This is a genomic window from Deltaproteobacteria bacterium (assembly GCA_019309045.1).
Classification (GTDB): domain Bacteria; phylum Desulfobacterota; class Syntrophobacteria; order BM002; family BM002; genus JAFDGZ01.
On record JAFDGZ010000050.1, the window covers coordinates 1 to 22,634 of the forward strand.

Here is a 22,634-nt window from a genome sequence, read left to right on the forward strand (position 1 = left end):
GCAGATGGGTATCTGTTTGTCGCGGGCTATGGCGGCGTTCAGGAGAAGCTTCTCCAGGATGTCTTTCCCCGTGGGGGATACTTCCTCTGCCAATGCCTTTTCGAGGGCCTGTTCCACATCTTTGCCCAGGTCGAGGTTGGCGCTTATGACCAGGTCTCGCACCGCGGTGCGGACTTGGTTGAGGTGGATTTCTCTCATGTGAGTGTCCGTGACGAAAGCATTGTTTGCCCATGCTTGCAAACAAGGGCCGCTTTCAGAATGAGCATAGCTGTCAAAAGGAGTACCTCAAAAAACAAAAGCTATCCCGGCCGCACATGCCACTCAGGTCGAGTTGCTTCCCTGGGATAACTTGCAGAATTGCAGCTGTTGTCACAGTGCGAAATATAGCCAACAGAGCTCTAGAGGTCAATAGATTTCCACAGACAAAAGGGCAGAGAAATTGCCCTGAAGGCACAAGTAGTAATTGATGATCCGAGAGAGCTCTGCCCGGGTGCATCTGCACCCAGGCAGTAGCGAATGACGGCAACCGCCGGCCTTCACTGATGCTGGGGCACCTGGAAAAACCGGGCCAGACGGCTGTCCAGGCGGGTAGCTGTTTCTTACTCCAGCAAGAAAGAGAAGATATTTGCGCCAAACTTCTGCTGGTTTTCCAGTTGACAGGCGGGCCACTTGCGTGTATGTGGCAACTCTGAATACTTCAAAATACGGGACAGCAATATGATGATACTGCTCACCAATGATGACGGCATCTATGCCAAGGGAATCGAAGTGCTGCAGGAGCATCTTTGCCAGGAGCATGAGGTGCTGGTGGTGGCGCCGGAAACGGAACAGAGCGCCGTGGGACACGCCATTACCCTCATGGACCCCCTCCGTCTGAAGCCTATTCAACGCAATGGCGCCTTTTTCGGCTATGGGGTGAATGGCACTCCAGCAGATTGCGTAAAGCTGGCTATCAACGAACTTCTGGAGAAGCCTCCCAACCTCGTGGTCTCGGGGATCAATCTAGGGGCCAATGTGGGAATCAATGTGATCTATTCCGGTACGGTGTCGGCGGCAACAGAAGGAGCCATTCTGGGTGTGCCGGCCATAGCTGTGTCCATAAACTCTTTCAAGAGTCCAGATTTTACCCCGGCTGCTCGCTTTATCAAGAAGCTCGTGCGACAAGTGAGCCAGCATGGCCTGCCGCCTTGCACCTTGCTCAACGTGAACGTCCCGGCAGTGCCTGCAGAAAAGATCCGGGGTGTGCGCATCACCCGCCAGGGTGTAAGCCGCTTCGTGGAAAAATTCGACCGGCGGGTGGATCCTCGCAAAAATGTCTACTACTGGCAATGCGGCAGTACGCCTCCTTTCAGTGAGGATGGGGATACGGACGCCAGTGCCCTGGCCTCTGATTGTATTTCCATCACTCCTCTCCATTTTGATCTCACCAACTACGGGTTTCTCGAAACCCTTCGCACCTGGAACATTGCCGCTCCGGGGGAGGAAGAATAGTTTCCTCCATTTGAACATACAGCTCTGTGATCGTCCCCTTCTAATTATTGTTCACTCTGCCTCTCCATATTCAATGAACCGGCTAATATCAAGTCTGGCGTGTGCTAGCAGATATCTAGATAATGCTTCTTTGCCTGTAAATTACAATCCTATTTCGTAAGACAATGTAAAGGAGCGGCCCACGCAGAATGGCCCTTTTCGTCTACTGCTATTTTAGTAAAGAAGGCCGGATTGCTTCGGGATTTATGCCGTCGTTTGTGACCAGAATCTCTTTGCTGCCATACATATCGAGGTATGCCTTCAGATTGAATAACTTGAGGCAAATAACGATGTCCTCTGGTTCGTTGTCGCTAACGAACTCTTCAGAAATAGCAATAGCGTGTTGTGTTTCACCAGAGGGTGCAGCCACACGAAACATGTATTTCCGGGATTCGAACTTCCACGCGTACTCTATGACACTTCCAGGGCACAATTCTTTGAGGTAATTTTCGATTCTTGACAGCCTGTCCTTGTCGTCCATCGGGTTGCATCCTCGTTGTCTGAGCTGCGCCAATTGTCCTCTGCCAGACACAGCGAAAAAGGTTACAGTATTGGTTATTGGTTGATGGCAAAATGAAAGTACACCCGACAACCAATATCGTCAACCAGGCGTGACAGGGGCTTGCAGCCACGGCAACGAATTGGTAGCCGTAGGCTTTAGACTGCGTTGTCCTGTGTTGTTATGTATTTCGGCAAGCAATTGCGCTATGGCGCCATTGTAGTACTGGCCGCTGGCGCAGCCTTCAGATTAGTCGCCACCAATCGGGTAGTGAAGGGTGTGCACTTTCATTTTGCCATTAACACTTATTATACCCTCAGCTTACGAGGATAGTCCAGATGGGCGAAGAGTTGCATCTAACAGAACAGATACAGGGCCACATGGCACCAGGTAAACGGCACGAGGTCCCATTGAAGATCAGCAGGAGTTCTGCCAATGAAGTAGACGATCTTTTTGAGACCTGACAGCTGCCGCCTCCCCACATTGGCTTCAGAGTGTTTGCTCAAAGACTTGCTGATGGAAAACCAGCGAGTTGAGCTGCACAGGAGGATGGTGTAGAGTGCATCTCCAGGGACCCCATTTATTCTCTAGGGCCAATGCTCCAGATAGCTCGATGGGACTCTTGCTTTGGGCATCCTCTATGGCACTGAAGGATAAAAATATGGTTCATCGGGCAAATGCCGGGGTGTCATTCACGGGGATTGATGCCCCTCCTGGTGGATGAAGTTTTGGACACTGTGCGGCGCCTCAAAGAAAAAGGGATTACCATCCTGCTGGTTGAGCAGAACGTAAGAGAGGCCCTGGACCTGGTGGACTGGGGCTATATACTGCAGACTGGGCGGATTATAGCAGAAGGAACAGGCAAAGAGCTCCTGGAGAGCGACATGATCCACTCTGCTTTTTTGGGAATCTGAAATGATTATTATCGGCGTCGATACTGGTGGGACCTTTACCGACTTTGTCTTCCGGAAGGATGATCACTGGGAAGTCCGCAAGCTCCTCTCCACTCCTGACAATCCTGCGGCGGCAGTGCTGACAGGACTGCAGCATATTGGCTGGGACGGCAATAAGAAGATCGTTCACGGCTCAACAGTTGCCACAAATGCAATCCTGGAGAGGAAGGGGGCCAGAACGGCACTGATAACCAACAGGGGGTTTGAAGATGTGATCGAAATTGGCAGGCAGAATCGGAGCCGCCTGTACGATCTAGCCTACCGCAAAGAACCTCACATTGTGCCGCCGGTTTTGCGATTTGGCCTCAGGGGAAGAATTCTTCACACCGGAGAAGAGCACGAGCCTCTTGATGTGGAGGAGGCTCGCCAGGTTGTTAGTCTCCTCGAGCAATCCCAGGTGGAATCGGTGGCAGTGTGTTTCGTTTTCTCCTTTGTCAATCCTGTCCATGAGAAGGAAATCAAGGCCTTGTTGCAGGCCTCTGCCGTTCCTGTTTCCCTCTCCCATGAGATCCTGGCCGAATTCCGTGAATTCGAAAGAACTTCCACTACAGTGCTCAATGCCTATGTGTCTCCCAAGATGCATGCATATGTTGGACACCTGTTGAGCAGTATGGCAGAGCAGGACTCCCTGTGCATAATGCAATCCAACGGCGGCAGTATATCTGCTGGTACTGCCATGAAAGAGTCGGTGCGGACTATCTTGTCAGGTCCAGCAGGCGGTGTGGTGGGCGCCCTGGAGATCGGCAAGGCGGCCGGCTGCAGGCGCCTCATAACTTTTGACATGGGCGGCACTTCCACGGATGTGTCGCTTATCGATGAGTCCCTCTCTTTTACCATGGAATCGGAGATTGCCGGCTATCCAATAAAAGTGCCAATGATTGACATTCACACGGTAGGTGCCGGTGGTGGTTCAATCGCCTCGGTGGATGTGGGCGGCTCCTTGAAAGTGGGACCGGAAAGTGCCGGGGCAGATCCTGGGCCCATTTGCTACGGCAAGGGCGAACAAATCACTGTAACGGACGCCAATCTGTACCTGGGGCGCCTGGTTCCCGAGCATTTTCTCGGCGGCAGCATGAAGCTGCAGGAAGAAAAGCTCCAGGGATTCTTCCAGAAGCTGGCAAAGGAGGCCGGCCTTTCTGAGCTGGAGCTGGCAGAGGGCATTCTTGCCGTGGCCAACGCGGCCATGGAGAAAGCCGTCCGAATCATGTCAGTGGAGAAGGGCTATGATCCTCGAGAGTTTGTGTTTTTTTCCTTTGGCGGGGCAGGAGGGATGCATGCCCCATTTCTTGCCAGGCTGTTGAGCATCCCGAGAGTTGTCGTGCCGCAGAATCCCGGCATTCTGTCGGCCCTAGGCATGATCATGGCTGATGTGGTAAAGGACTACTCTCATACCATAATGAGAAACCAGCTGGATTCTACAGCAGAAGAGCTGGCGGCTCTTTTTGTAGATCTGGAAAAAAGAGGTTTAGCAGACCTGAGCCGTGAGGGAATCGGTGCAGAGAATGCCACCCTGGAGAGATATCTGGATATGCGCTACCAGGGACAGTCTCATGAGATAGTCGTTCCCTTCGACGATGATTTCATTGAAGGCTTCCACAGTCTCCACGAAAAGACCTATGGTTACCGCTATGAGGACAGGTTGGTGGAGATTGTCAACATACGGTTGCGCGCCAGGGGTGTGCCGGCGAAGCCGAAGTTGCAGCGTGTCAAGAAAGTGCATGAGCAGCCTCCCGAGGCGGCCAGGTTGGGGGAAAGAAAGGTGGTGTTCGAACAGAAGGTGTACGAGACACAGATAATGGCCAGAGACAGGCTCCTGGGCGGCAATAGAATACCAGGTCCAGCCATCCTGGTTGAGTATTCTTCTACTATTGTCATACCCCCCTTTGCCGAGGCTGCTGTGGACGAGTATGGCAATCTGCTCATAGAAATCCTGGATCAGCACTAGGGAGATGATGCACGAGGTGGGCGTGGGAGCAGTTTGCCAGTGCAAAGGTATAAATTGATCATAGGCAGGCTGCGCCAGCTGGCTGGCCCCTTTTGGGATGTATCTCAGCTCTGCTGGTCTCGCGGGAGGTAGAGGTGAAAGTGAACCCCATCTTGCTGGAAGTTTTCAAGAATCGCTTCTCATCCATTGCCGAAGAAATGGGCGTTGCCCTGCACAGAACGGCCTTTTCCCCCAATATCAAAGAGAGACGGGACTCTTCCTGTGCCATTTTTGACCAGGATGGTCAAATGATTGCCCAGGCGGCACACATTCCAGTGCACCTGGGATCTATGCCCATGTCTGTGAAGGCGGCCATTCAGCAGGTCTCCATGGCAGATGGCGACATGGTCATCTTGAATGATCCCTTCAAAGGCGGCACCCACCTGCCTGATATCACCCTGGTAGCTCCTGTGTTTGCCGGCAGGAAAGCACCCTCTTTTTATGTGGCCAACAGGGCGCACCATGCTGATGTTGGCGGCATGAGTTCGGGCTCCATGCCCCTTTCGACTTCACTGTTTCAAGAGGGGATCATTATTCCACCTTTGAAACTTGTGGAAGGGGGGGCCATTGACGAGAAAATAATGGACTTCTTTCTCAACAATGTGCGAACTCCTAAAGAGAGGCAGGGTGATTTTGCTGCGCAGGTGATGGGCAATGTTACTGGAATCCGCAGAATGCAGGAGCTCATTGCCAAGTATTCACTGAACGTCGTGGATTTCTACGCCAAGAAATTGCTGGACTATGCTGAACGCCTTACCAGACACACCATCTCGCTGATCCCAGACGGCACCTATATTTTTGAAGATTTCATGGACGATGATGGCTTCAGCAGCGATAATATAAGGATACACGTTTCTCTAACCATTCAAGGGGACAGAGCGGTGGTGGATTTTCGCAAGTCCAGTCCCCAGGTGGGGGGCAGCATAAACGCTGTATATGCCATTACTCTTTCTGCTGTGCTCTACGTTTTTCGCGCCCTGGTCGAACGAGATATCCCCACCAACGACGGCGTGCTCAGGCCCATTGCAGTGCAGACCCGCAAAGGCAGTGTGGTCGACGCCCTCTTCCCAGCTGCGGTGGCGGGCGGCAATGTGGAGACTTCGCAAAGGATTGTCGATGTGATACTGGGTGCCCTTGCCCAGGCCCTGCCCGAGAAAATCCCGGCGGCAAGCCAGGGCACCATGAACAATGTGACTATAGGCGGAATCGATCCCAGAAGCGGCAGCCCCTTTGCCTATTATGAAACCATTGGAGGAGGCATGGGCGCTACAGCAGCCGGGGATGGGGAAAGCGCAGTCCACTCTCATATGACCAATACCTTGAACACTCCCATCGAGGCTCTGGAATACAGCTATCCTTTCATGGTCACCGAGTATTCCATCCGCCGCGGAACTGGTGGACGGGGCAGGCACAGAGGCGGAGACGGTATCGTGCGTGAGATCCGCTTGCAGGCCGAGGCGGATATCACTGTCTTGTCGGAGCGCAGAAAGCTGCCGCCCTATGGACTTTTTGGGGGGGAGCCGGGGGCAGTGGGCAAAAACATCATTGTCTTGGGTGGCAGGCACCAGGAAAAGCCGGGCAAATTTTCGGCCTCCCTGCAACAAGGTGATATTGTCAGAATCGAAACCCCAGGTGGCGGTGGCTACGGCGAAGCGTGAAGTCCGTAACTTCGATTCACATAGGATTATAGTCACGGGGTGCGAGACTTGATAGCATATGTAATAAGTTCTGATAAATTGGTTGCGTCGTGATGAAATAATGATTAATATGATTGTCATGATCAATATGATCATCATAAAAGGATAAGAGTATGAGTAAATCAATATCAGCAGTTGAAGCACGGCAGAAATTGGGTGAGCTCTTGAACAGGGTGGCCTTGCTGGGAGAAGAAATCATCATTGAACGAGCGGGTAAGAAAATCGCTCGCCTGTCACCTGTAGAAAACAAAGTATCACTGCCCACTGGCAAGCTTGACTTTCGTAAGGCTGCGGGACTTGGAAAAGAAATCTGGGAAAACATAGACGTTGATACTTACCTGAGACTGGAGCGGGACGAATGGGTTTAGAACTCAAGCGTGGTGACATAATTTTCCTGGATACTGCTCCGTTCATTTATTATTTCCAGCAGCATCCAGGCTATTTCCCAGCTTTGCTCAAGTTGTTTGACAGTTTGTATGAAACGAATGCCCAGGCCATTACTTCAATCATTACATACATTGAACTGACCACCCTTCCCGCCCGCGAGGGGAAAAAACAATTAGTTCGCAAGTACCGTGACTTTCTAACAAATTCTGAAAACTTCAGCATTTTTCCACTTGATATGAATATTGCGGACCATGCAGTGGAAATACGTGCACAGCACCATTTCAAAACACCAGATGCCGTCCAACTTGGTACAGCCGTTGCCTGTGGTGCGGATTACATCATAACCAATGACAGGACTTGGCGGAGGTTTAAAGAGATACGAATTGTAATGGTCGGGGATCTGTAATTGCTTCTATCACCTCAAGTCTGGATATCTTGTGAGTCACACCTCTAGGCGATTCACGAAACAGCCAACGTGGAGGTAAAGAATCCCACTGGATCGGATACACTGATCAAGCCGCACAGGATGAAGGGCCATGGCTGAAGATTTAGAGCTTGACAGCACCCAGTCAACCGGGGAGGAGATCGCCAACAGCGTGAGCCATGGCATTGGTTTGCTGGCAGCGCTTGCAGCAGTACCCGTCCTCATAATTGCTGCGGTAAAGTGGTACGATGTGACAGCAATTGTTGGCGCCAGTGTTTTCGGGGTGACCATGGTGCTGCTCTATCTGACCTCTACACTTTACCATGCCCTGCCCAGCAGCAAAGCCAAACGAGTCTTGCAGGTTCTGGATCACGCGGCCATATTTCTTTTGATCGCAGGCACTTACACCCCATTCACCTTTGGCGTTCTGCAGGGTGCCTGGGGCTGGACCCTGTTTGGCCTGGTGTGGGGTTTTGCCTGCATCGGCATTGTGCTGAAGGCCTTGGGCGGGGTCCGCTATCAAGCACTATCAACCTGCCTTTACCTGGCCATGGGCTGGCTCATCCTGATTGCCATTGCACCCCTGTGGCACAATATGCCAGGGTGGGGTCTGTTCTGGCTGCTGTGCGGTGGCATTTCCTACACAGTTGGGGTGGTGTTCTTTGTGGCGGAGCGGGTGCCTTACTTTCATTTCATCTGGCACCTCTTCGTAGTTATTGGTACTGCCTGTCATTTTATCGCGGTTATGTGGTATGCTGCTGCCTGAGCAATTTCTGGAGTAGCAGGCAACAACCAAACAGATGAAAGGAGGGCTTATGCGAATTAGAATAGTTTTTCTGTTACCCCTTGTACTTTGCCTGTTGTTCACAACAGCTGCTCTTGCTGGACCGAATATGAGAGATGGCCTGTGGCAGATCACCACCAAAATGGAAATGCCCGGCATGCCGGGACAGATGCCTCCCATGACATCCAGGCACTGCTTGACCAGCGAGGATATAGTGCCCCAGAAGCCAGAACCAGGGCAGCAGTGCAAGATCACCAGTACCAGGATATCCGGAAATACCGTCTCCTGGGTCATGCAGTGTTCAACGAACGAAGGAACAATGACAAGCAATGGTGAGGTAACATATAAAGGGGATACATTCGATGGTGTCATAAAAACCACCATGAAGCAGTCTTCCCAAGCGCCAATGAATATGACGATGCATATCAGTGGGAGGCGTGTAGGCGACTGCAGCAAGTAATCTGCTGTGCTCTGAGAAGACTAACTATTCAGGGGGGTTGGCCTCAGTGGCCAGCAACGTCAACAGTATTGCAATTTGCTGCAGGCCGGTATTGAGAAACTAGCCTTACTGAATGATTTCCCCCCTTTGTCAACTATAGTGGTTTGCCCAGGGGCAATGCTCGCCCTTCAATTTGCAGCTACTTTCGAGAGGCAGATTTATCTCGCCAGTCTTGTCTCCATGCATAATTCCAGCAATGCTATCTCCTCGAGAAAGCAATCTCCTCAAACCATGACTTGATGCTGCCAATACGGAAAAGTACTTGACAATGCAAATATTTTATGAAAAATTGGATCAAATTATTAATCACTAATTTAATCTAGTAGCTCGAGCTCGTAATTCGTTCTTTCTCCTCATTTTGATAACTTCGATCAGAATCCGCTGGCAGGTCTGGAGGAGTAATCTGGTATGAAAAAGGGTGACATCTCAAAAAATTTCGAAGCGTATCTGGCTATAAAAGAACTGGTGGCCGGTCACAAACTGTTTCCTGGCCAGAAGCTCATCTATCGTGATCTGGAAAAGGCGCTTGGGATGAGCAAAACGCCTATCATAAATGGCCTGATGAGATTGGAGCAGGAGGGCCTGGTAGTTTCGAAAAAAAATCGTGGGTTTTTTATGAGAGAGGTAAGCGCAGAGGAAGCAGAACAGATTTATGATTTGCGAGAGAAGCTGGAGGAAATATCAATAGGATATGCTATCAGGAATTACGATGACAAAGATCTGCAAGAGTTAGAAGGGAAACTTCAGCAATACAATGATTATGCGGCACCTATATATGATAGAAAGCGGCTAGAATTAGACACGGCATTTCATATGCAAATTGCTAGAATGGGAAAGAATACGTTTTTTATTGAAATGATAAGGCAATTCTATGAGAATATATATTTTACTTTGAATGTTGTCTACCTGACATCATACGTTGATAATTTCAAAAAGGAGCATAGTCTTATTTTTTCTGCAATAAAAAATAGAAATCTGCAAAAAGCAAAAAAAATATTGCGTAGTCATACTCGTGCAGCGCGAAAACTGCTTGTGGCAGCCTTGCAAAGTTGAAAAGATAGCATCTATCAAGAGTTTCTATATAAGCAAAGGCATTTTAAACCAAGAAGTTACACCATTGCTTTTACTGAAACCTTAAAAAAGGGGGGAATCATGGCTAGTTATTACAATGATTATCAGTGGAGTCGTATTGTTGAGACCATGAACAAGACAATAAGCCGCCGCGATTTTATTATCACCTCGGTGGCTGCCGGTATTATGACAATGGTACCCCGCTTTGTCAGCGCGCAGTCAGCAAAGCCCTATAAAATAGGCGTTTGCCTGCCTACGACTGGCTCTGGTGCCAATTACTCTGAACGGCCGATCAAAATGCTGCCGTTGATAGCCGCAGAAATAAACAGGCGCGGTGGTCTGCTTGGCAAACATCCTATTGAACTTTACTTTCGTGATACTCAAACCAAGCCCGATGTGGGCGCCCGGGAGGCCCGCTCATTGATCCTCAACGAGAAAGTCCAGACTATCATCGGCACCTGGAGCAGCGCTGTGGCAATGGCCATTCAGGAGATTATTCATGAGCACAAGGTTCTGCATCTGGCTGCCACCAGTAACAGCTCGAAGATTGTCAACGAGAACTATACTCCTTATAGCTTCATGTTCGGCCCCAACAGCCGTATGCAATCGGGCGCAACAGTGGTGGCAGTGACCAGAATGATCAGGACAAAGGGGTGGAAGACATACGTCACCCTGGGCCTCGATTATGAATGGGGTCGTGATGCCCAGAGAGTTTTCGTTGAGAATTTGAAAAAAGCTTCCCCGCAAACCAGGCTGATCAAAGAATTGTGGGCCAAGCTCGGTGAGACTGATTTCACTTCCTATATAACAGCGATCATGGCGCTCAAACCTGATTTCATGTTTGGAGCGATTGCAGGGAAGGATAACGAAACCTTCATCCAGCAGGCCAAAGCCGCCGGCCTGTTCAAACGGGTTGCCTACCCAGGCGTCTTTCTGCCGGTGACAGAACTCATGCAGCAGCGCAAGACACTGCCCCGCGGAATTATCGGGCTGAATCGCTGCCCATTCTTTGCCCACCTGGACAATCCCATGATGCAGAACTATGTGAAAATGTTTCAGAACAAGTTTGGCAAGGATGATTATCCTGATGACTTCGCTTGCATGTACTCTGATGCTCTCAACGGCCTGGATCAGACAGTCACCAGGGCCGGTACCATAGAGACAGAAGCTGTGAGAAAAGCACTTACTGGATCAACCGTGGACACCTGCCGCGGCAAGCTGAAATTTCGCGACTGCAATAACCAGCTAGATGCGCCGTCTTATGTTGGCGAGGTGGTTGACACCCCTGACTATCCGTTTCCTATTTTCGACCTCAAGACGATGGTCGTCGTGCAAGGCCATGAAGTATGGATACCCACGTGCGAAGAGGTCAGAAAGCTTCAGAAGAAAAGAACATAACAGAAGTCTCCTTGAGGTTCTCGAGACGGGCATAACAGGTCCGTCTCGAGAAAGAAGGAAAGTCCATTACCATAAGGCCCCTGTGGAGCCTACCAGAGGTGAAAAGCCAACCCTAGAGAAATTCAGGAAAAAGATATGCCGCTCGATTTGGGCTCATTCTTGATACAGCTCTTCAGTGGACTCTCGAGAGCGATGATGCTCTTTCTGGTCTCTTCCGGCCTGTCGCTGATCTTTGGCGTGATGAACATATTGAATTTTGCTCACGCAACTTTCTGGCTCCTGGGGGGCTATCTTACTTACACCATGTTTCAGTTTTGCACGAGCATCTTCGGAGACAGCGGACTTGTTCTCGTGCCAGCCATCATCTTGGCCACAATGATTATGTTTGCCCTGGGATGGCTGGTGGAGAGATTCCTGATTAGACGGATGTACGGCCGGGAATTGCCGGAGCAGTTGCTGCTTACTTTTGCCCTCATTCTCATCATCAGCGACCTCATAAAGCTCATCTGGGGGGTACAGAACAAGCGCATCTTCATCCCTATTGAACCTCTAGAAGTGCTCGACGCCTTTATCAACCCCTACTTTTTTGTGGTTATTGCTGCTGGCTTCGGCGTGGCCGCCGGTCTATGGTGGTTTCTACACCGCACTAAATACGGCAAGATTGTGCGGGCCGCTGTCTTCAGCCGCGAGATGGTAAGTGCACTTGGAATCCGCATCCCCACCATTTACGCTGGAGTTTTTGCACTGGGAGTAGGCATTGCTGCCTTTTCTGCCGGCGTATTCTTGCCAATTATGCCTATTGGTCTGGGTATTGATATGGATCTAATCATCCAGTGTTTTGCGGTTGTCGTAATAGGCGGCTTTGGCAGTATTCTCGGCACCTTTGTGGCATCCCTCATTGTAGGGATCGTCTATTCGTTTTCCATACTGCTGTGGCCGGGCGGGGCCCTGGCAATAATTTTTCTTATTCTGGTGGCAGTTCTCATTTGGCGGCCCTGGGGTCTCTTCGGCACTGAGATGCGCTACTGAAAAGGTTCAAAATATGACCTGGCAGCACCACACAAGAAGAAGGGGCTTTTTCTCAAGACTTTATCAGGATTCTGGCCTTTCCGGCCCGATTCTGGTTTTTCTAGGGCTGGGGTTTCTCTTTGTACCTCTTCTTCCTGGAGACTTTCCTACCATTGTGGGCGTCGAGATTCTCATCCTCGGCCTGTTTGCCCTGAGTTTCAATTTGATCTATGGGTACATGGGACAGATTTCCTTCGGGCATGCAGCATTCTTCGGTCTCGGGGCTTACGCCACAGCACTTTTCTTTCGCGCCAGCCAGATGACTACTGGAGAAATAGGATATGCTCAGTTCTTCCTTTCACTTCTGCTCGCCATACCAGTGTCTGCCATTGGCGCCCTGATCGTCGGCTTCTTCTGTGTGCGGCTGACTGGAATCTATTTCGCCCTGTTGAGCCTGGCATTTGGCGAACTGCTTTTTTACATAGTATTCTCGTGGTATGGTTTTACAGGTGGTGACAATGGCATCCAGGGATTGCTGCCGCCCCCTTTTTTCAGGAATCCAGATAATTACTATTATTTCACCTTGGCAATTGTTGCCATTGCAGGCGTTCTGCTCTGGAGAATAGCGAACTCGCCCTTTGGCTACACTTTGAGAATGTTGCGAGACAATCAGCGCAGAGCGGCTTTTCTCGGCATCAACGTGCGCCTGGCCATGTTGATGAATTTCGTGCTCGCCGGCACTTTCGCTGGTATTGCCGGTGCTCTCTGGGGTCCTTTTCAGCGAAGTGTTGCACCAGGGCTTCTGGGTTGGATGGAATCCGGCATTCCAGTATTTATGACATTGATTGGTGGCGCCGACTTCTTTGCTGGTCCACTAGTGGGTTCCGTGGTCTACACTGCCTTGAACTCTTATGTGACGCATTATACTGTATACTGGCCGCTTACCATTGGACTCATTATTCTGGTAATAGTGTTGTTTTTCCCGGGCGGAATTCTGTCCATCATAGACGCCAGGATAAGGGCCTCTCGCGGCCACCAGCAGGCCAGAGAAGACCTTCCTGTGACCTCGAGTGAGGAAACCGGGAGCCGTCCATGAAAACACGGAGAATTCTGGAGGTTAGAGGGCTGAACAAGCATTTTGGTGGCCTACACGCAGTCAAGGATGTGGATTTTGATCTTTTCGAAGGCGACAGATCGGCGATCATTGGACCCAACGGCGCCGGCAAGACAACATTTTTCAATTTGTTGACTGGCTATCACCGTGCGGATTCGGGGAGAGTCATCTTTGAGGGGAAAGATATTACCAACTGGCCTTCCCATGGTATATCTAGATTAGGCATATCTCGAGCTTTTCAGATCAGCAATATTTTCCCTAAACTCAGCGTCTTTGATAACGTGCGTTCTGCCGTGCAGGCTCAGATGGGCAAAGCATTTGATATCTTTGGGCGAGCCAGTCAAGTTGGCGTAGAAGAAACGGAGAGAATACTTGCCCTTTGCGGCCTTGCTGAAAATCGCGCCGTGGTAGCCGGCGAACTCTCACAAGGCGACAAGAAAAAGCTTGAACTGGCTCTCGCTCTCGCCGGCAAACCCAAGCTGTTGTTTCTAGACGAGCCTACTGCAGGCATGTCTCTCGAAGAAACCCGTGAAACCATGTTGCTCGTCGATCGTCTCAATGAGGAATTCAACCTCACCATTTTGTTTACCGAGCATGACATGGCGGTGGTTTTTGACCACGCCCTGAGAATCACTCTGCTGAATCGCGGCGAGATCATCATCACTGGAACTCCTGAACAAGTCAGAAGTAACGAATCTGCACAACGAATCTACCTGGGCGAGTATTGATAATGGGACATCTGGTGGTAAATGACATCCACACATTTTATGGCACCAGTCACATCTTGTTTGGGGTATCCCTGGAAGTAAAGCCAGGTGAATGTGTTTGCCTGCTCGGGCGCAACGGTGTTGGCAAGAGCACCACACTGAAAACTATAATGGGACTGACGCAAGCCAGAAAAGGTAGCATAACTTACAATGGCAAGAACATCGTGGGACTGCCCCCTTACGAGATAGCTCGTATGGGCATAGGTTATATACCTGATGAGCGGTTGGTCTTTCCTGATCTGACCGTGCGTGAGAATCTTGAAATCGCAGCAAAACCTCCCCTGACGAGTGAGATTCCACCGTGGTCTGTAGAGCGAATATACGAACTGTTTCCTATATTGGCACAGCTGGACCGTCGCCCGGCAGGCTATCTGAGTGGGGGGGAGCAACAGATGCTGACCAGCGGTCGAACCCTCATGGGAAACCCTTCCCTCATGTTGTTGGATGAACCCGTTGAGGGGCTGGCTCCTGTTGTGGTGCAGGAGATAGCCAGGCAGATCAAACACCTGAAGAAGCTGGGGCTCACAATTCTCTTTGCCGAACAGAATATCAAGTTTGCCACTGAAATTTCCGACAGAGCCTATGTTCTCGAAGGGGGGCGAGTCCGCTTCGAGGGAACCATGGCAGAGTTGGAAGAGCAGCCTGACATTAAAGAAAATTACCTGATGATTTGAAACAGCTTGTTACAGTTCAACAGCTATCCAGCCGATAGAGGAGTGAGACATTATGACACAGTTTCGAGTGGCTGTTGTGCAGGCCGGGCCAGTTCCATTTGATCCTGAACGCAGTATAGAGAAAGCCTGCGGTCTTGCCAGCGAGGCGGCCGAGCGTGGGGCCAAAATAGTTGTCTTTCCCGAGGCCTTTGTTTCGGCCTATCCCAAGGGGCAGGATTTTGGTGCCAGGGTTGGCATGCGGTCGCCCGAAGGAAGGACCGACTTCCGCCGCTACTGGGAAAGTGCCATTGCCGTTCCGAGCCCTGCAACAGACAGCCTTGGAACAGCTGCCCGCCACAACAATATCTACATGGTCATAGGAGTTATTGAGCGTGACGGTGGCACCCTTTACTGCACAGCATTGTTTTTTGCCCCTGATGGCACTCTGTTGGGCAAGCACCGCAAACTGATGCCGACGGCGATGGAGAGACTTATCTGGGGCTTCGGTGATGGTTCCACCCTGCCAGTTTTCGAAACTCCTCTAGGAAGAATTGGTAGCGTAATCTGCTGGGAGAACTATATGCCGATGCTTCGTATGGCCATGTATTCCAAAGGTATTCAGCTTTATTGTGCGCCAACTGTTGACGACAGGGACACCTGGATCCCGACGATGCAGCATATAGCCCTGGAAGGACGCTGTTTTGTCCTGGCGAGCTGCCAGTACATCAAACGGGGCGATTATCCTGAAGATTATGAAGCAATTCATGATGATACCCCCGATACTGTAATGATCCGCGGTGGCAGCTGCATTGTCAGCCCGCTCGGCCGTATTCTAGCGGGTCCGAGCTATGATGGTGAGTGTATCCTGACTGCTGATATCGACCTTGGGGATATTGCGCGGGGCAAGTACGATTTCGACGTCACAGGTCACTACGCTCGGCCTGATGTATTCCGCCTCTATGTGAACGAGTGTGCAACTCCGGCCGTAGTATGGAAAACAGCTGAAACTGTAGATCCCTTTGTCCAGGAGAAAGAGACTAGTTGACCTGGGGTGAAGGTGGAGTGGCGGATCAAAAACCGTAATAATCGAGGACCCCCTCGGACCACATCTTTATTATGAAGTGATCACCTGTTGTCAACACCTATCTCTTTGAGGAGCTGCAAGAATTCTCTGCCATATTTTCTCAGGGTTACCTGTCCCACTCCGGGTACCCTCAGAAGTTGCTCCGGTGTTCTGGGAATAGTTCTGGCCATCTCCCGCAAGGTGCGATCGTGGAAGATGCAGTAGGCAGGCAATCCCTGCTTGCGAGCAATGCTGCTGCGGAGCAGTCGCAGCCTCTGGAAAACTTCCTTGTCTACTGGCTGTTCCAGGGGCGTTTCACCACGTGGTTGCTTTGTCGACGAGGGAGGCAAGGAAAGATGTACAACCTCCTTGCCGCTCATCACCCTGCGGCCCAGGTCTGTCAGGCTGAGTACAGGATAGACCTTGTCCCCACGGACCATTCTTTCCCGGGTCACACACCCTAGAGCAATGAGTTTCTGAATCCATTCTATTACCTGTGCCTGGGTGTGGTCGGCCAGAAGAGCATAGGTGGAAAGACGCTGGAGGCCGAAGGCCAACAGGCTGCGGTCCCGGGAGCCGGTGAGAACCCTGGCTGCCATAGCCTGGCCAAAGCGGCCCTGCAGCCGAGCTATGCCGCTCAACACTTTCACTGCCAGGAGTGGCTCAGCCCGGCTCGCCTCTGCGCTCTGCTGGGGGTCCTCGGTCTGGCAGAGATCACAGGCAGCGCATTTGTCCATGTCGAGCGAGTCTCCGAAATAGCACAGCAGAAAGGCCCTGCGGCACTTGTTAGTGCTGGCATAGGCCATAACCTGCGCCAATTTTTCCAGCTCGTAGGCCTTGCGCAGGCGCAGCTCGTCGAAATCAATTGGCAGCTCTGCCGCCGGCAGCCGCTGGAGGAGGCGGAGGCCGCGACCGCGAAAGGGCGGTGTGTATGATACTTCACCCTGAGCCGCCATTTCTGCCACGATTCTTCTCAAGGCCTCAGGGGTAAGACCGGCGCTGGCAGCCAGATCATCGGGCAGAAACTGGACTCCTTGTTGAAGTTCGTCGCTGCCGTATATGCTCTTCAGACACTCCAGCAGGGCCTTTTTGCTTGTGGCCCGGGAGGAAAGGCTGGCTAGCAGGCTGGCCACGGGAGTGTGGACACGGAGCTCCGCCAGGTTGTCATAGCGCTGCAGCCGGTAAATAACCCTGGCATCTTCGAGAATTCGCAAACACGAGGCAATAGTTAGCTCCGGGATCTGTTTGTCTGCCAGAGCACCGATCTCTCGATTGGTGAGCCAGAGGACGTCCTCGGTTTGCTGACACAATCGCTGGTAGATGGCTGCAATCGTTTCTGCCGGGGGATAGCGGCAATCGACGAAGAATTGCTGCAGTGCACGATCCGCTGCACTGTAAAGAAGCAGGCAGGTGGCGGCATGGCCGTCGCGCCCGGCCCGGCCACTTTCCTGGTAATAAGCCTCGATGGTGCCAGGAAAGGTGTGATGGATAATCATCCGGATGTCAGAGCGGTCGATGCCCATGCCAAAAGCATTGGTGGCCACTACCCGGTGGAGCTGGCCCGCCATGAATTCTTCCTGGACCCGGGTGCGCACGGCTTTGTCCAGTCCGGCGTGGTAGGCTGCCACAGACAGCCGCTGCCGGTGGAGCTTTTTTACCAGCTGCTCGACTTTTTTCCTGGTGCCGGTGTAGACGATTGCGGCTCCGTCCAATGAGGTCAACCGTTTGCGGATTATGGCAAGTTTCTGTTTTTCGCTCTGCACGGCCACCACTTCCCAGAACAGGTTGCGGCGGTCGAAACCGGTGATGAACTGTCTGGGCTGCTGTAAAGCCAGACGCGTTATAATATCAAGGCGCACCTTTTCAGTGGCCGTGGCCGTCAGGGCCATGGTCTGGGGATGGCCGAGCTCCCTGAGAGTCTGTCCGATTCGCAGGTAATCTGGCCGGAAATCATGGCCCCACTGGGAGATGCAATGGGCCTCATCCACCGCCACCAGGGAGACAGTGGTCTGCTGGAGAGTCTCCAGGAAAAGACGGTTGCGCAGCCTCTCGGGGGACACATAAATGAGTTTGTACTCTCCAGCAAGGATTCCCTTGAGGGTCTCTTCTTGCTGCCGGAGTCCCATGAGACTATGGATGGCAGTAACCGGCAGTTCCAGGACTCTGAGTGAATCCACCTGGTCTTTCATCAGGGCGATGAGAGGCGAGATAACCAGGGTCACTCCTGGACGCAGCAAGGCTGGAATCTGGAAGCAAAGTGACTTGCCGCCGCCAGTGGGCATAATCACCAGGGTGTCTTTTCCGGATAGCACCGCCTGCAGAATTTCCTCCTGACCGCTTCGAAAACGGTGAAAGCCGAAGACGCGTTTCATGCACGCTCGGGCTGCGGCCAGTGGATGACCTTCGACAATGGTGGACTGTTCTTGCATGGCAAACTCACGAAAATGCCTGGAGGTTTACGGTTGTCTTCCCGGAGCGACTCTCCCCCTGTGTTGAAGGCCAAACTCGTTGGATGAAGCTGTGCGGAAGTCTGACAGTCTTCAGGTGTAAGCCGTGATTTCAAACTCGAGATGCTGAATTTATATCCCCAGACTTCCGCATCCTCGACAGTAGATGTGGAGAATTGCTTGTGATGATATAGGCATGATGCTGCAGTGTGCGCCTCGAAAGCAACCTACATCTTTTTTACTGCTCGTGTCAAGAGCTTGTTGAGAGGAGTATAGGAAGATGTGGCTCGGGGTAAAAGGACACCTTTGCTGCAAGCTGTATTTGTGGGGGCGAGTCGTAGCCAGTTAGACAATTTCAGTGTTGAGGGCAGCGACCTGTCCGACAAAGGCCTCACAAGAGTTGTGACTACAGCTGGTCTCATTTTATAGAGTGGACCCTTCCTGGAGGCAGCTATTTGATATATTCAGATGACATTTTCACAATTGGTGATATCTTGGTGCCGAACTCGAAATGGTGACAGTTGAAGTGGCAAGAAATGACCGAGCATGACTGGGGGCAGATGAGGCAGGCCGCTATATAGGCAGCGCCACTGCGGCAGTTGTCAACCAGAATTTCCTGTTCGTGAGGAGCTGACAGTTGACGGACTCCATGACCCTGGAATCGAACTACCAAGATCGTCCCGTGGCTGGAGCGCTGTGCGTTGTGGGGGCATCGCTGGCTTTTGCCTTCCTGGGGGCAATCATAAAGGTTGTTTCCTCTTCGCTTTCGAACGAGATGATTGTCTTTTTTCGCAATTTCTGCGCTTTCGTCTTTATCCTGCCGTGGGTGTGGTACAGTCGGCCGCCAGGAGGTTTGCGCACTGCCCACTGGCAATTCCATCTGCTGCGAAGCCTGGCAGGGCTCGGGGCAATGTATTGTTTCTTCTATGCCATCGCCAAGGTGCAGCTCTCAGAAGCCTTTCTTCTCATAGCTACAGCTCCACTGTTCATCCCTTTGATTGCCTATGTATGGCTCCGTGAGCCAGTGCTGCGCAAGGTGCGTGGGGCCACTGTCCTGGGTTTTGTAGGAATCATCTTGATTCTCAAACCAGGAAAAGGAATATTTCAACCAGTGGCCTTCATCGGACTGGCATCGGGCATTCTGGCTGCTCTGGCTATGGTCAGTATACGGCGTATGTCTGTATCAGAGCCTACCAGCCGGATTGTTTTCTACTTCACCGCTTCGGGTACTCTGTTTTCGGCAGTGCCCCTGGTATGGGCCTGGCAGACACCAGCTCCAAGGATCTGGGGCCTGCTTCTTCTAGTTGGTTTGCTTGCTGCGGTGGGACAATTCCTGCTCACCAAAGGATACAGTCTGGCTCCTGCCTCCCAGGTCGGACCGTTCACCTATGCTAATGTGGTGTTTGCCACCTTCCTTGGCTGGATATTCTGGCAGGAATCTCTCGATATCCTGACATGGATAGGCGCTTTGCTGATTTGCATTGCTGGTGTTATCACCACCTACCGTACAGGTGCCCACGTGCTTGTTGGTACTACAGCTGCCGCTCCTGCCGTCATGAAGTCTGCAGGAAGGAAGAAGAGCGATGCTTCCCTCTCAGAATAAGAGCGCCCTGATGCGCAAATTTTATCAGTCCAGACCTCAACTGTACTGAGATCGCCTCCTGTGATAGCGTTCCGCCCACCTCAAAAGAGCCGGACAAGATTGACATGTACGATATTGCATGTTAGAAAATCTGCACGCAAAAAACATGAAAGCGCCCGTAGCTCAGTCTGGATAGAGCGCCGGACTACGAATCCGTAGGTCGCAAGTTCGAATCTTGCCGGGCGCACCAATGATATCAAGGGGTTAAGACACCATGTCTTGCCCCTTTTCCTTGCGATGGTCACTACTTTGGTCACCATTCTGTATTTCGTACTATGCCGTGTCCTGGTCCATTGCCCGCCTCAGATCCTCATCGGTCAGCCTGATATAGTGGCGGTCCTTACCAATCCTGGCATTTTTGGCTACAAGCTTGTTGGATCCCAGTTGGAGGAGCTCCCTTGCCAATTGCAGAGATATCTCGTGGACATAGAGCCGCTAATTGAGAAGATGGGCGCGCGCAAAATGTAGCGACGACGGCTATAATCTAATTCAATATCAGTTTCTTTCTATTATGAAAACAGCAACATTGCTATTATTGTTGTCTCCTCCTTCGCAGGTGCCTTGATTCCCTGGCAGAATTCTTCAGCCTCGATCAGAGAATTGAAAACTACTTCGAAGGTTATCTACAGTACCGCTCATGTATTTGAACCCCAAGAGAGGTGCAGAGGTTGAAAATATTAATCCCACTTAATTAAGCAACAGAATTAAAAATGGAGCAATTGTCCTTTTTGGAACGTATTCATCCGCACCGATATCGACAGTGGCGACACCACTGTTATTTCCATCTATTATCCTTGTATCACCCTCAAAGTCAGTAGAGGGAAGACCTCCGGGAGGATCATTTTTTCCCATATCAATACAGGGTGAGCGAGAGTTTAGATGATACTTGCTTGTTAGAAGTGGATTGACATGAAGGTTTAGACCAGAAACAGTCCAACTCCCAAAAAGACTTTCATAATCATTATTGGCACCTTGCGCAGTGACAATTTCGCTATTCAAGTAGATATCTGCACCCAAACTATCTGTGTTTCCCCAGACAATGTTGTTGTAACAATACACAGTTTTGGCGCTCATAAAAAGTCCATAACATACGCCTGTATCACAGTTTTCCGTTATAGTGTTATTGATGAGTCTGATGGTGCCTGCCGTACCAGAATGTGTATCCGACGAGGCCGCTACCCCTTCTCCAAACCTGCCGGCGGAATTGTTGTAAATAAGGTTGTTAATCATAATGACATTACCTGCCATACCGGATGAGGAATACGATTCAGCTAGGACACCGCCACCGTCATAATCGGCAACTGAATTCTCGTAGATGATATTGTTGTTCACGATGATGTCACCTGCCGCCCCAACCGTTGATTGCGACGAAGCATAGATTCCACCTCCATTGGAAATGGCTGCATTTCGAGTGACAATATTGTTGGTAATTGTGATGTTTCCTGCGCTCACGATCCCCGTTGTTTCATTGTTGTCCGATACAGCATCTACACCTCCGCCATAGTAGGCGGTACTGCCGCTTCCGTTCTGTATGGTAAATCCGTCCACGACGATATCACCATTTAAGTTATTCTTGATAACAAGAACACTGCCATCGCAGCTACCATCAAGAATGGTCTTGCTGGGGTCGAGTTCTCGGATGGCGCATCCTGTACACGGTTTGTAGCCGCCATAGATAAGGATGGCGTAGCCTTGGTCCGATTCGTACGTGAAGTTATCCGTATAAGTTCCTTGGGCGACCTTGATGAAGTCAAGTACTGAATTGGACTCGGCAGCGCTCAGGGCAGCCTGGAGGTCAGTGAAATCGCCGCCACCGCAAGGATCAACACAAGACACTTTCGATGGTGCACCCCATGTCATCCATGGTGAAAAGGCCGCAGAAAAGGCACACAAAATTGTCAACAATAATGCTCTCTTCATTATATTCCCCTCTTTTTTCCCTTCTGGCCGGTTAAGGAAATAGAATAGGCTCGAATTTTACCTGTCGTGTTCAGAGTAGCTATCCTGCGTTTATGCTAATTTCATAATTTCAAAACGGCAATGATGCCCAAACTTATCTCCGGCTCTAAGGATTTCTTCTCTGAAAGCTGTTCTGAAAATTAGTTACCATGCCATAATAGTTATTCTCAGTTCCCGCAGGATCCAGCGAGTCGAAGTTCCAATTTCACTTAGAACCATCAGTGCTGCTGCCCAAAGCGATGAGAGCGTTTCACTCGGCAAGGGATATGTCGGTACGGACTGGGTGACAGGTCAGAAACACTGCGGCCACTGCAACCACAAATACAAGAGAAGGGAGATTCTTCATCTCACTAATGCACTCAGATGGAGTCGTGTCCAGACGGGATGAACATTTAGAGAAGATAATATACAAAATGACGTATTTATTTTACATATGCCCTAAATTCTCGGAGGTGTCAACTTGATAATACGCTTTAAGCTAGTAAGGTATCAGGAGAATGGCTTTTCAAACTGCTATCCCGCAATTAAGAGTTTGACCAGTTTGGGGAAAAATGGTGGAGTAGCTATGGGCGAGAATTGACATCTGGAACGGGGTTCTTTGCACCATCCCATAGATAGAAAAATCGTGGACTCCCAGGAGGGGGCAGTCAATAGGACATAGGGCCATCTCCTGCTGCCCGCTGTGAACTAGAAACAGGGATATGTTCTCGCCGCCTACCAGCGACTGGCCTTTCCCCCCTTGACCCGAATCCTAA

The 22,634-nt window shown here is 50.9% G+C and carries 20 protein-coding genes and 1 tRNA gene; 17 read left to right on the forward strand and 4 right to left on the reverse strand.

Annotated elements, in window-relative coordinates; translation table 11 throughout:
* Window positions 1-198, reverse strand: a 198-nt coding sequence (locus JRI89_11500) for a fumarate hydratase (protein ID MBW2071865.1), incomplete at its 3' end; no start/stop codon positions are given.
* 519 nt (window positions 199-717) lie between these two features.
* On the opposite strand from JRI89_11500, the gene surE reads away from it, so the two are divergent.
* Window positions 718-1,491 carry a 5'/3'-nucleotidase SurE gene (gene surE / locus JRI89_11505; GenBank protein ID MBW2071866.1) on the forward strand — a complete coding sequence of 258 codons (774 nt, stop codon included), beginning with the start codon at window positions 718-720 and terminating at the stop codon, window positions 1,489-1,491.
* A 208-nt stretch (window positions 1,492-1,699) separates the two neighbouring features.
* Here surE and JRI89_11510 read toward each other — a convergent pair whose 3' ends face one another.
* On the reverse strand, window positions 1,700-2,011 hold the full coding sequence (locus tag JRI89_11510; GenBank protein ID MBW2071867.1) for a hypothetical protein: 312 nt from the start codon (window positions 2,009-2,011) through the stop codon (window positions 1,700-1,702).
* A gap of 722 nt (window positions 2,012-2,733) precedes the next feature.
* Here JRI89_11510 and JRI89_11515 point away from each other — a divergent pair.
* From JRI89_11515 to JRI89_11580, 14 genes are all read left to right on the forward strand, one after another.
* On the forward strand, window positions 2,734-2,943 hold the full coding sequence (locus JRI89_11515; protein ID MBW2071868.1) for a hypothetical protein: 210 nt from the start codon (window positions 2,734-2,736) through the stop codon (window positions 2,941-2,943).
* Window position 2,944: 1 nt separating this feature from the next.
* Window positions 2,945-4,927, forward strand: coding sequence for a hydantoinase/oxoprolinase family protein (locus tag JRI89_11520; protein ID MBW2071869.1), 1,983 nt, complete (start codon window positions 2,945-2,947; stop codon window positions 4,925-4,927).
* A gap of 134 nt (window positions 4,928-5,061) precedes the next feature.
* A complete protein-coding gene (locus tag JRI89_11525) occupies window positions 5,062-6,624 on the forward strand; it encodes a hydantoinase B/oxoprolinase family protein (GenBank protein MBW2071870.1) in 1,563 nt (520 codons plus the stop codon).
* 152 nt (window positions 6,625-6,776) lie between these two features.
* Window positions 6,777-7,031: a type II toxin-antitoxin system prevent-host-death family antitoxin gene (locus tag JRI89_11530; GenBank protein ID MBW2071871.1), complete on the forward strand. Its 255-nt coding sequence runs from the start codon at window positions 6,777-6,779 to the stop codon at window positions 7,029-7,031.
* Window positions 7,022-7,456, forward strand: coding sequence for a PIN domain-containing protein (locus JRI89_11535; GenBank protein MBW2071872.1), 435 nt, complete (start codon window positions 7,022-7,024; stop codon window positions 7,454-7,456). The genes JRI89_11530 and JRI89_11535 overlap by 10 nt, the downstream gene beginning before the upstream one ends.
* 130 nt (window positions 7,457-7,586) lie before the next feature.
* Window positions 7,587-8,240, forward strand: coding sequence for a hemolysin III family protein (locus JRI89_11540; GenBank protein ID MBW2071873.1), 654 nt, complete (start codon window positions 7,587-7,589; stop codon window positions 8,238-8,240).
* A 49-nt stretch (window positions 8,241-8,289) separates the two neighbouring features.
* Window positions 8,290-8,718, forward strand: a complete 429-nt coding sequence (locus tag JRI89_11545; GenBank protein MBW2071874.1) for a DUF3617 family protein — start codon at window positions 8,290-8,292, stop codon at window positions 8,716-8,718.
* Window positions 8,719-9,165: 447 nt separating this feature from the next.
* A complete protein-coding gene (locus JRI89_11550) occupies window positions 9,166-9,810 on the forward strand; it encodes a GntR family transcriptional regulator (protein MBW2071875.1) in 645 nt (214 codons plus the stop codon).
* A gap of 99 nt (window positions 9,811-9,909) precedes the next feature.
* Window positions 9,910-11,226, forward strand: coding sequence for an ABC transporter substrate-binding protein (locus JRI89_11555; GenBank protein MBW2071876.1), 1,317 nt, complete (start codon window positions 9,910-9,912; stop codon window positions 11,224-11,226).
* Window positions 11,227-11,361: 135 nt separating this feature from the next.
* On the forward strand, window positions 11,362-12,255 hold the full coding sequence (locus tag JRI89_11560) for a branched-chain amino acid ABC transporter permease (GenBank protein MBW2071877.1): 894 nt from the start codon (window positions 11,362-11,364) through the stop codon (window positions 12,253-12,255).
* A 13-nt stretch (window positions 12,256-12,268) separates the two neighbouring features.
* On the forward strand, window positions 12,269-13,330 hold the full coding sequence (locus JRI89_11565) for a branched-chain amino acid ABC transporter permease (GenBank protein MBW2071878.1): 1,062 nt from the start codon (window positions 12,269-12,271) through the stop codon (window positions 13,328-13,330).
* Window positions 13,327-14,076, forward strand: a complete 750-nt coding sequence (locus JRI89_11570; protein MBW2071879.1) for an ABC transporter ATP-binding protein — start codon at window positions 13,327-13,329, stop codon at window positions 14,074-14,076. The genes JRI89_11565 and JRI89_11570 overlap by 4 nt, the downstream gene beginning before the upstream one ends.
* 2 nt (window positions 14,077-14,078) lie before the next feature.
* Window positions 14,079-14,789, forward strand: coding sequence for an ABC transporter ATP-binding protein (locus JRI89_11575; protein MBW2071880.1), 711 nt, complete (start codon window positions 14,079-14,081; stop codon window positions 14,787-14,789).
* Between the two features lie 52 nt (window positions 14,790-14,841).
* Window positions 14,842-15,813 carry a carbon-nitrogen hydrolase family protein gene (locus JRI89_11580; protein MBW2071881.1) on the forward strand — a complete coding sequence of 324 codons (972 nt, stop codon included), beginning with the start codon at window positions 14,842-14,844 and terminating at the stop codon, window positions 15,811-15,813.
* 80 nt (window positions 15,814-15,893) lie between these two features.
* On the opposite strand, the gene JRI89_11585 is transcribed toward JRI89_11580, so the two are convergent.
* A complete protein-coding gene (locus tag JRI89_11585) occupies window positions 15,894-18,260 on the reverse strand; it encodes an ATP-dependent DNA helicase RecQ (protein ID MBW2071882.1) in 2,367 nt (788 codons plus the stop codon).
* 655 nt (window positions 18,261-18,915) lie between these two features.
* Between JRI89_11585 and JRI89_11590 the strand changes: the two genes are divergently transcribed.
* Both JRI89_11590 and JRI89_11595 read left to right on the forward strand, forming a co-directional pair.
* Window positions 18,916-19,881, forward strand: coding sequence for a DMT family transporter (locus JRI89_11590; protein ID MBW2071883.1), 966 nt, complete (start codon window positions 18,916-18,918; stop codon window positions 19,879-19,881).
* A gap of 151 nt (window positions 19,882-20,032) precedes the next feature.
* Window positions 20,033-20,110: transfer RNA gene (locus JRI89_11595), tRNA-Arg, on the forward strand.
* 497 nt (window positions 20,111-20,607) lie between these two features.
* On the opposite strand, the gene JRI89_11600 is transcribed toward JRI89_11595, so the two are convergent.
* The gene (locus JRI89_11600) at window positions 20,608-21,840 is read right to left on the reverse strand and encodes a hypothetical protein (protein MBW2071884.1); all 1,233 of its coding nucleotides are present in this window, start codon (window positions 21,838-21,840) and stop codon (window positions 20,608-20,610) included.
* Between the last annotated feature and the right edge of the window lie 794 nt (window positions 21,841-22,634).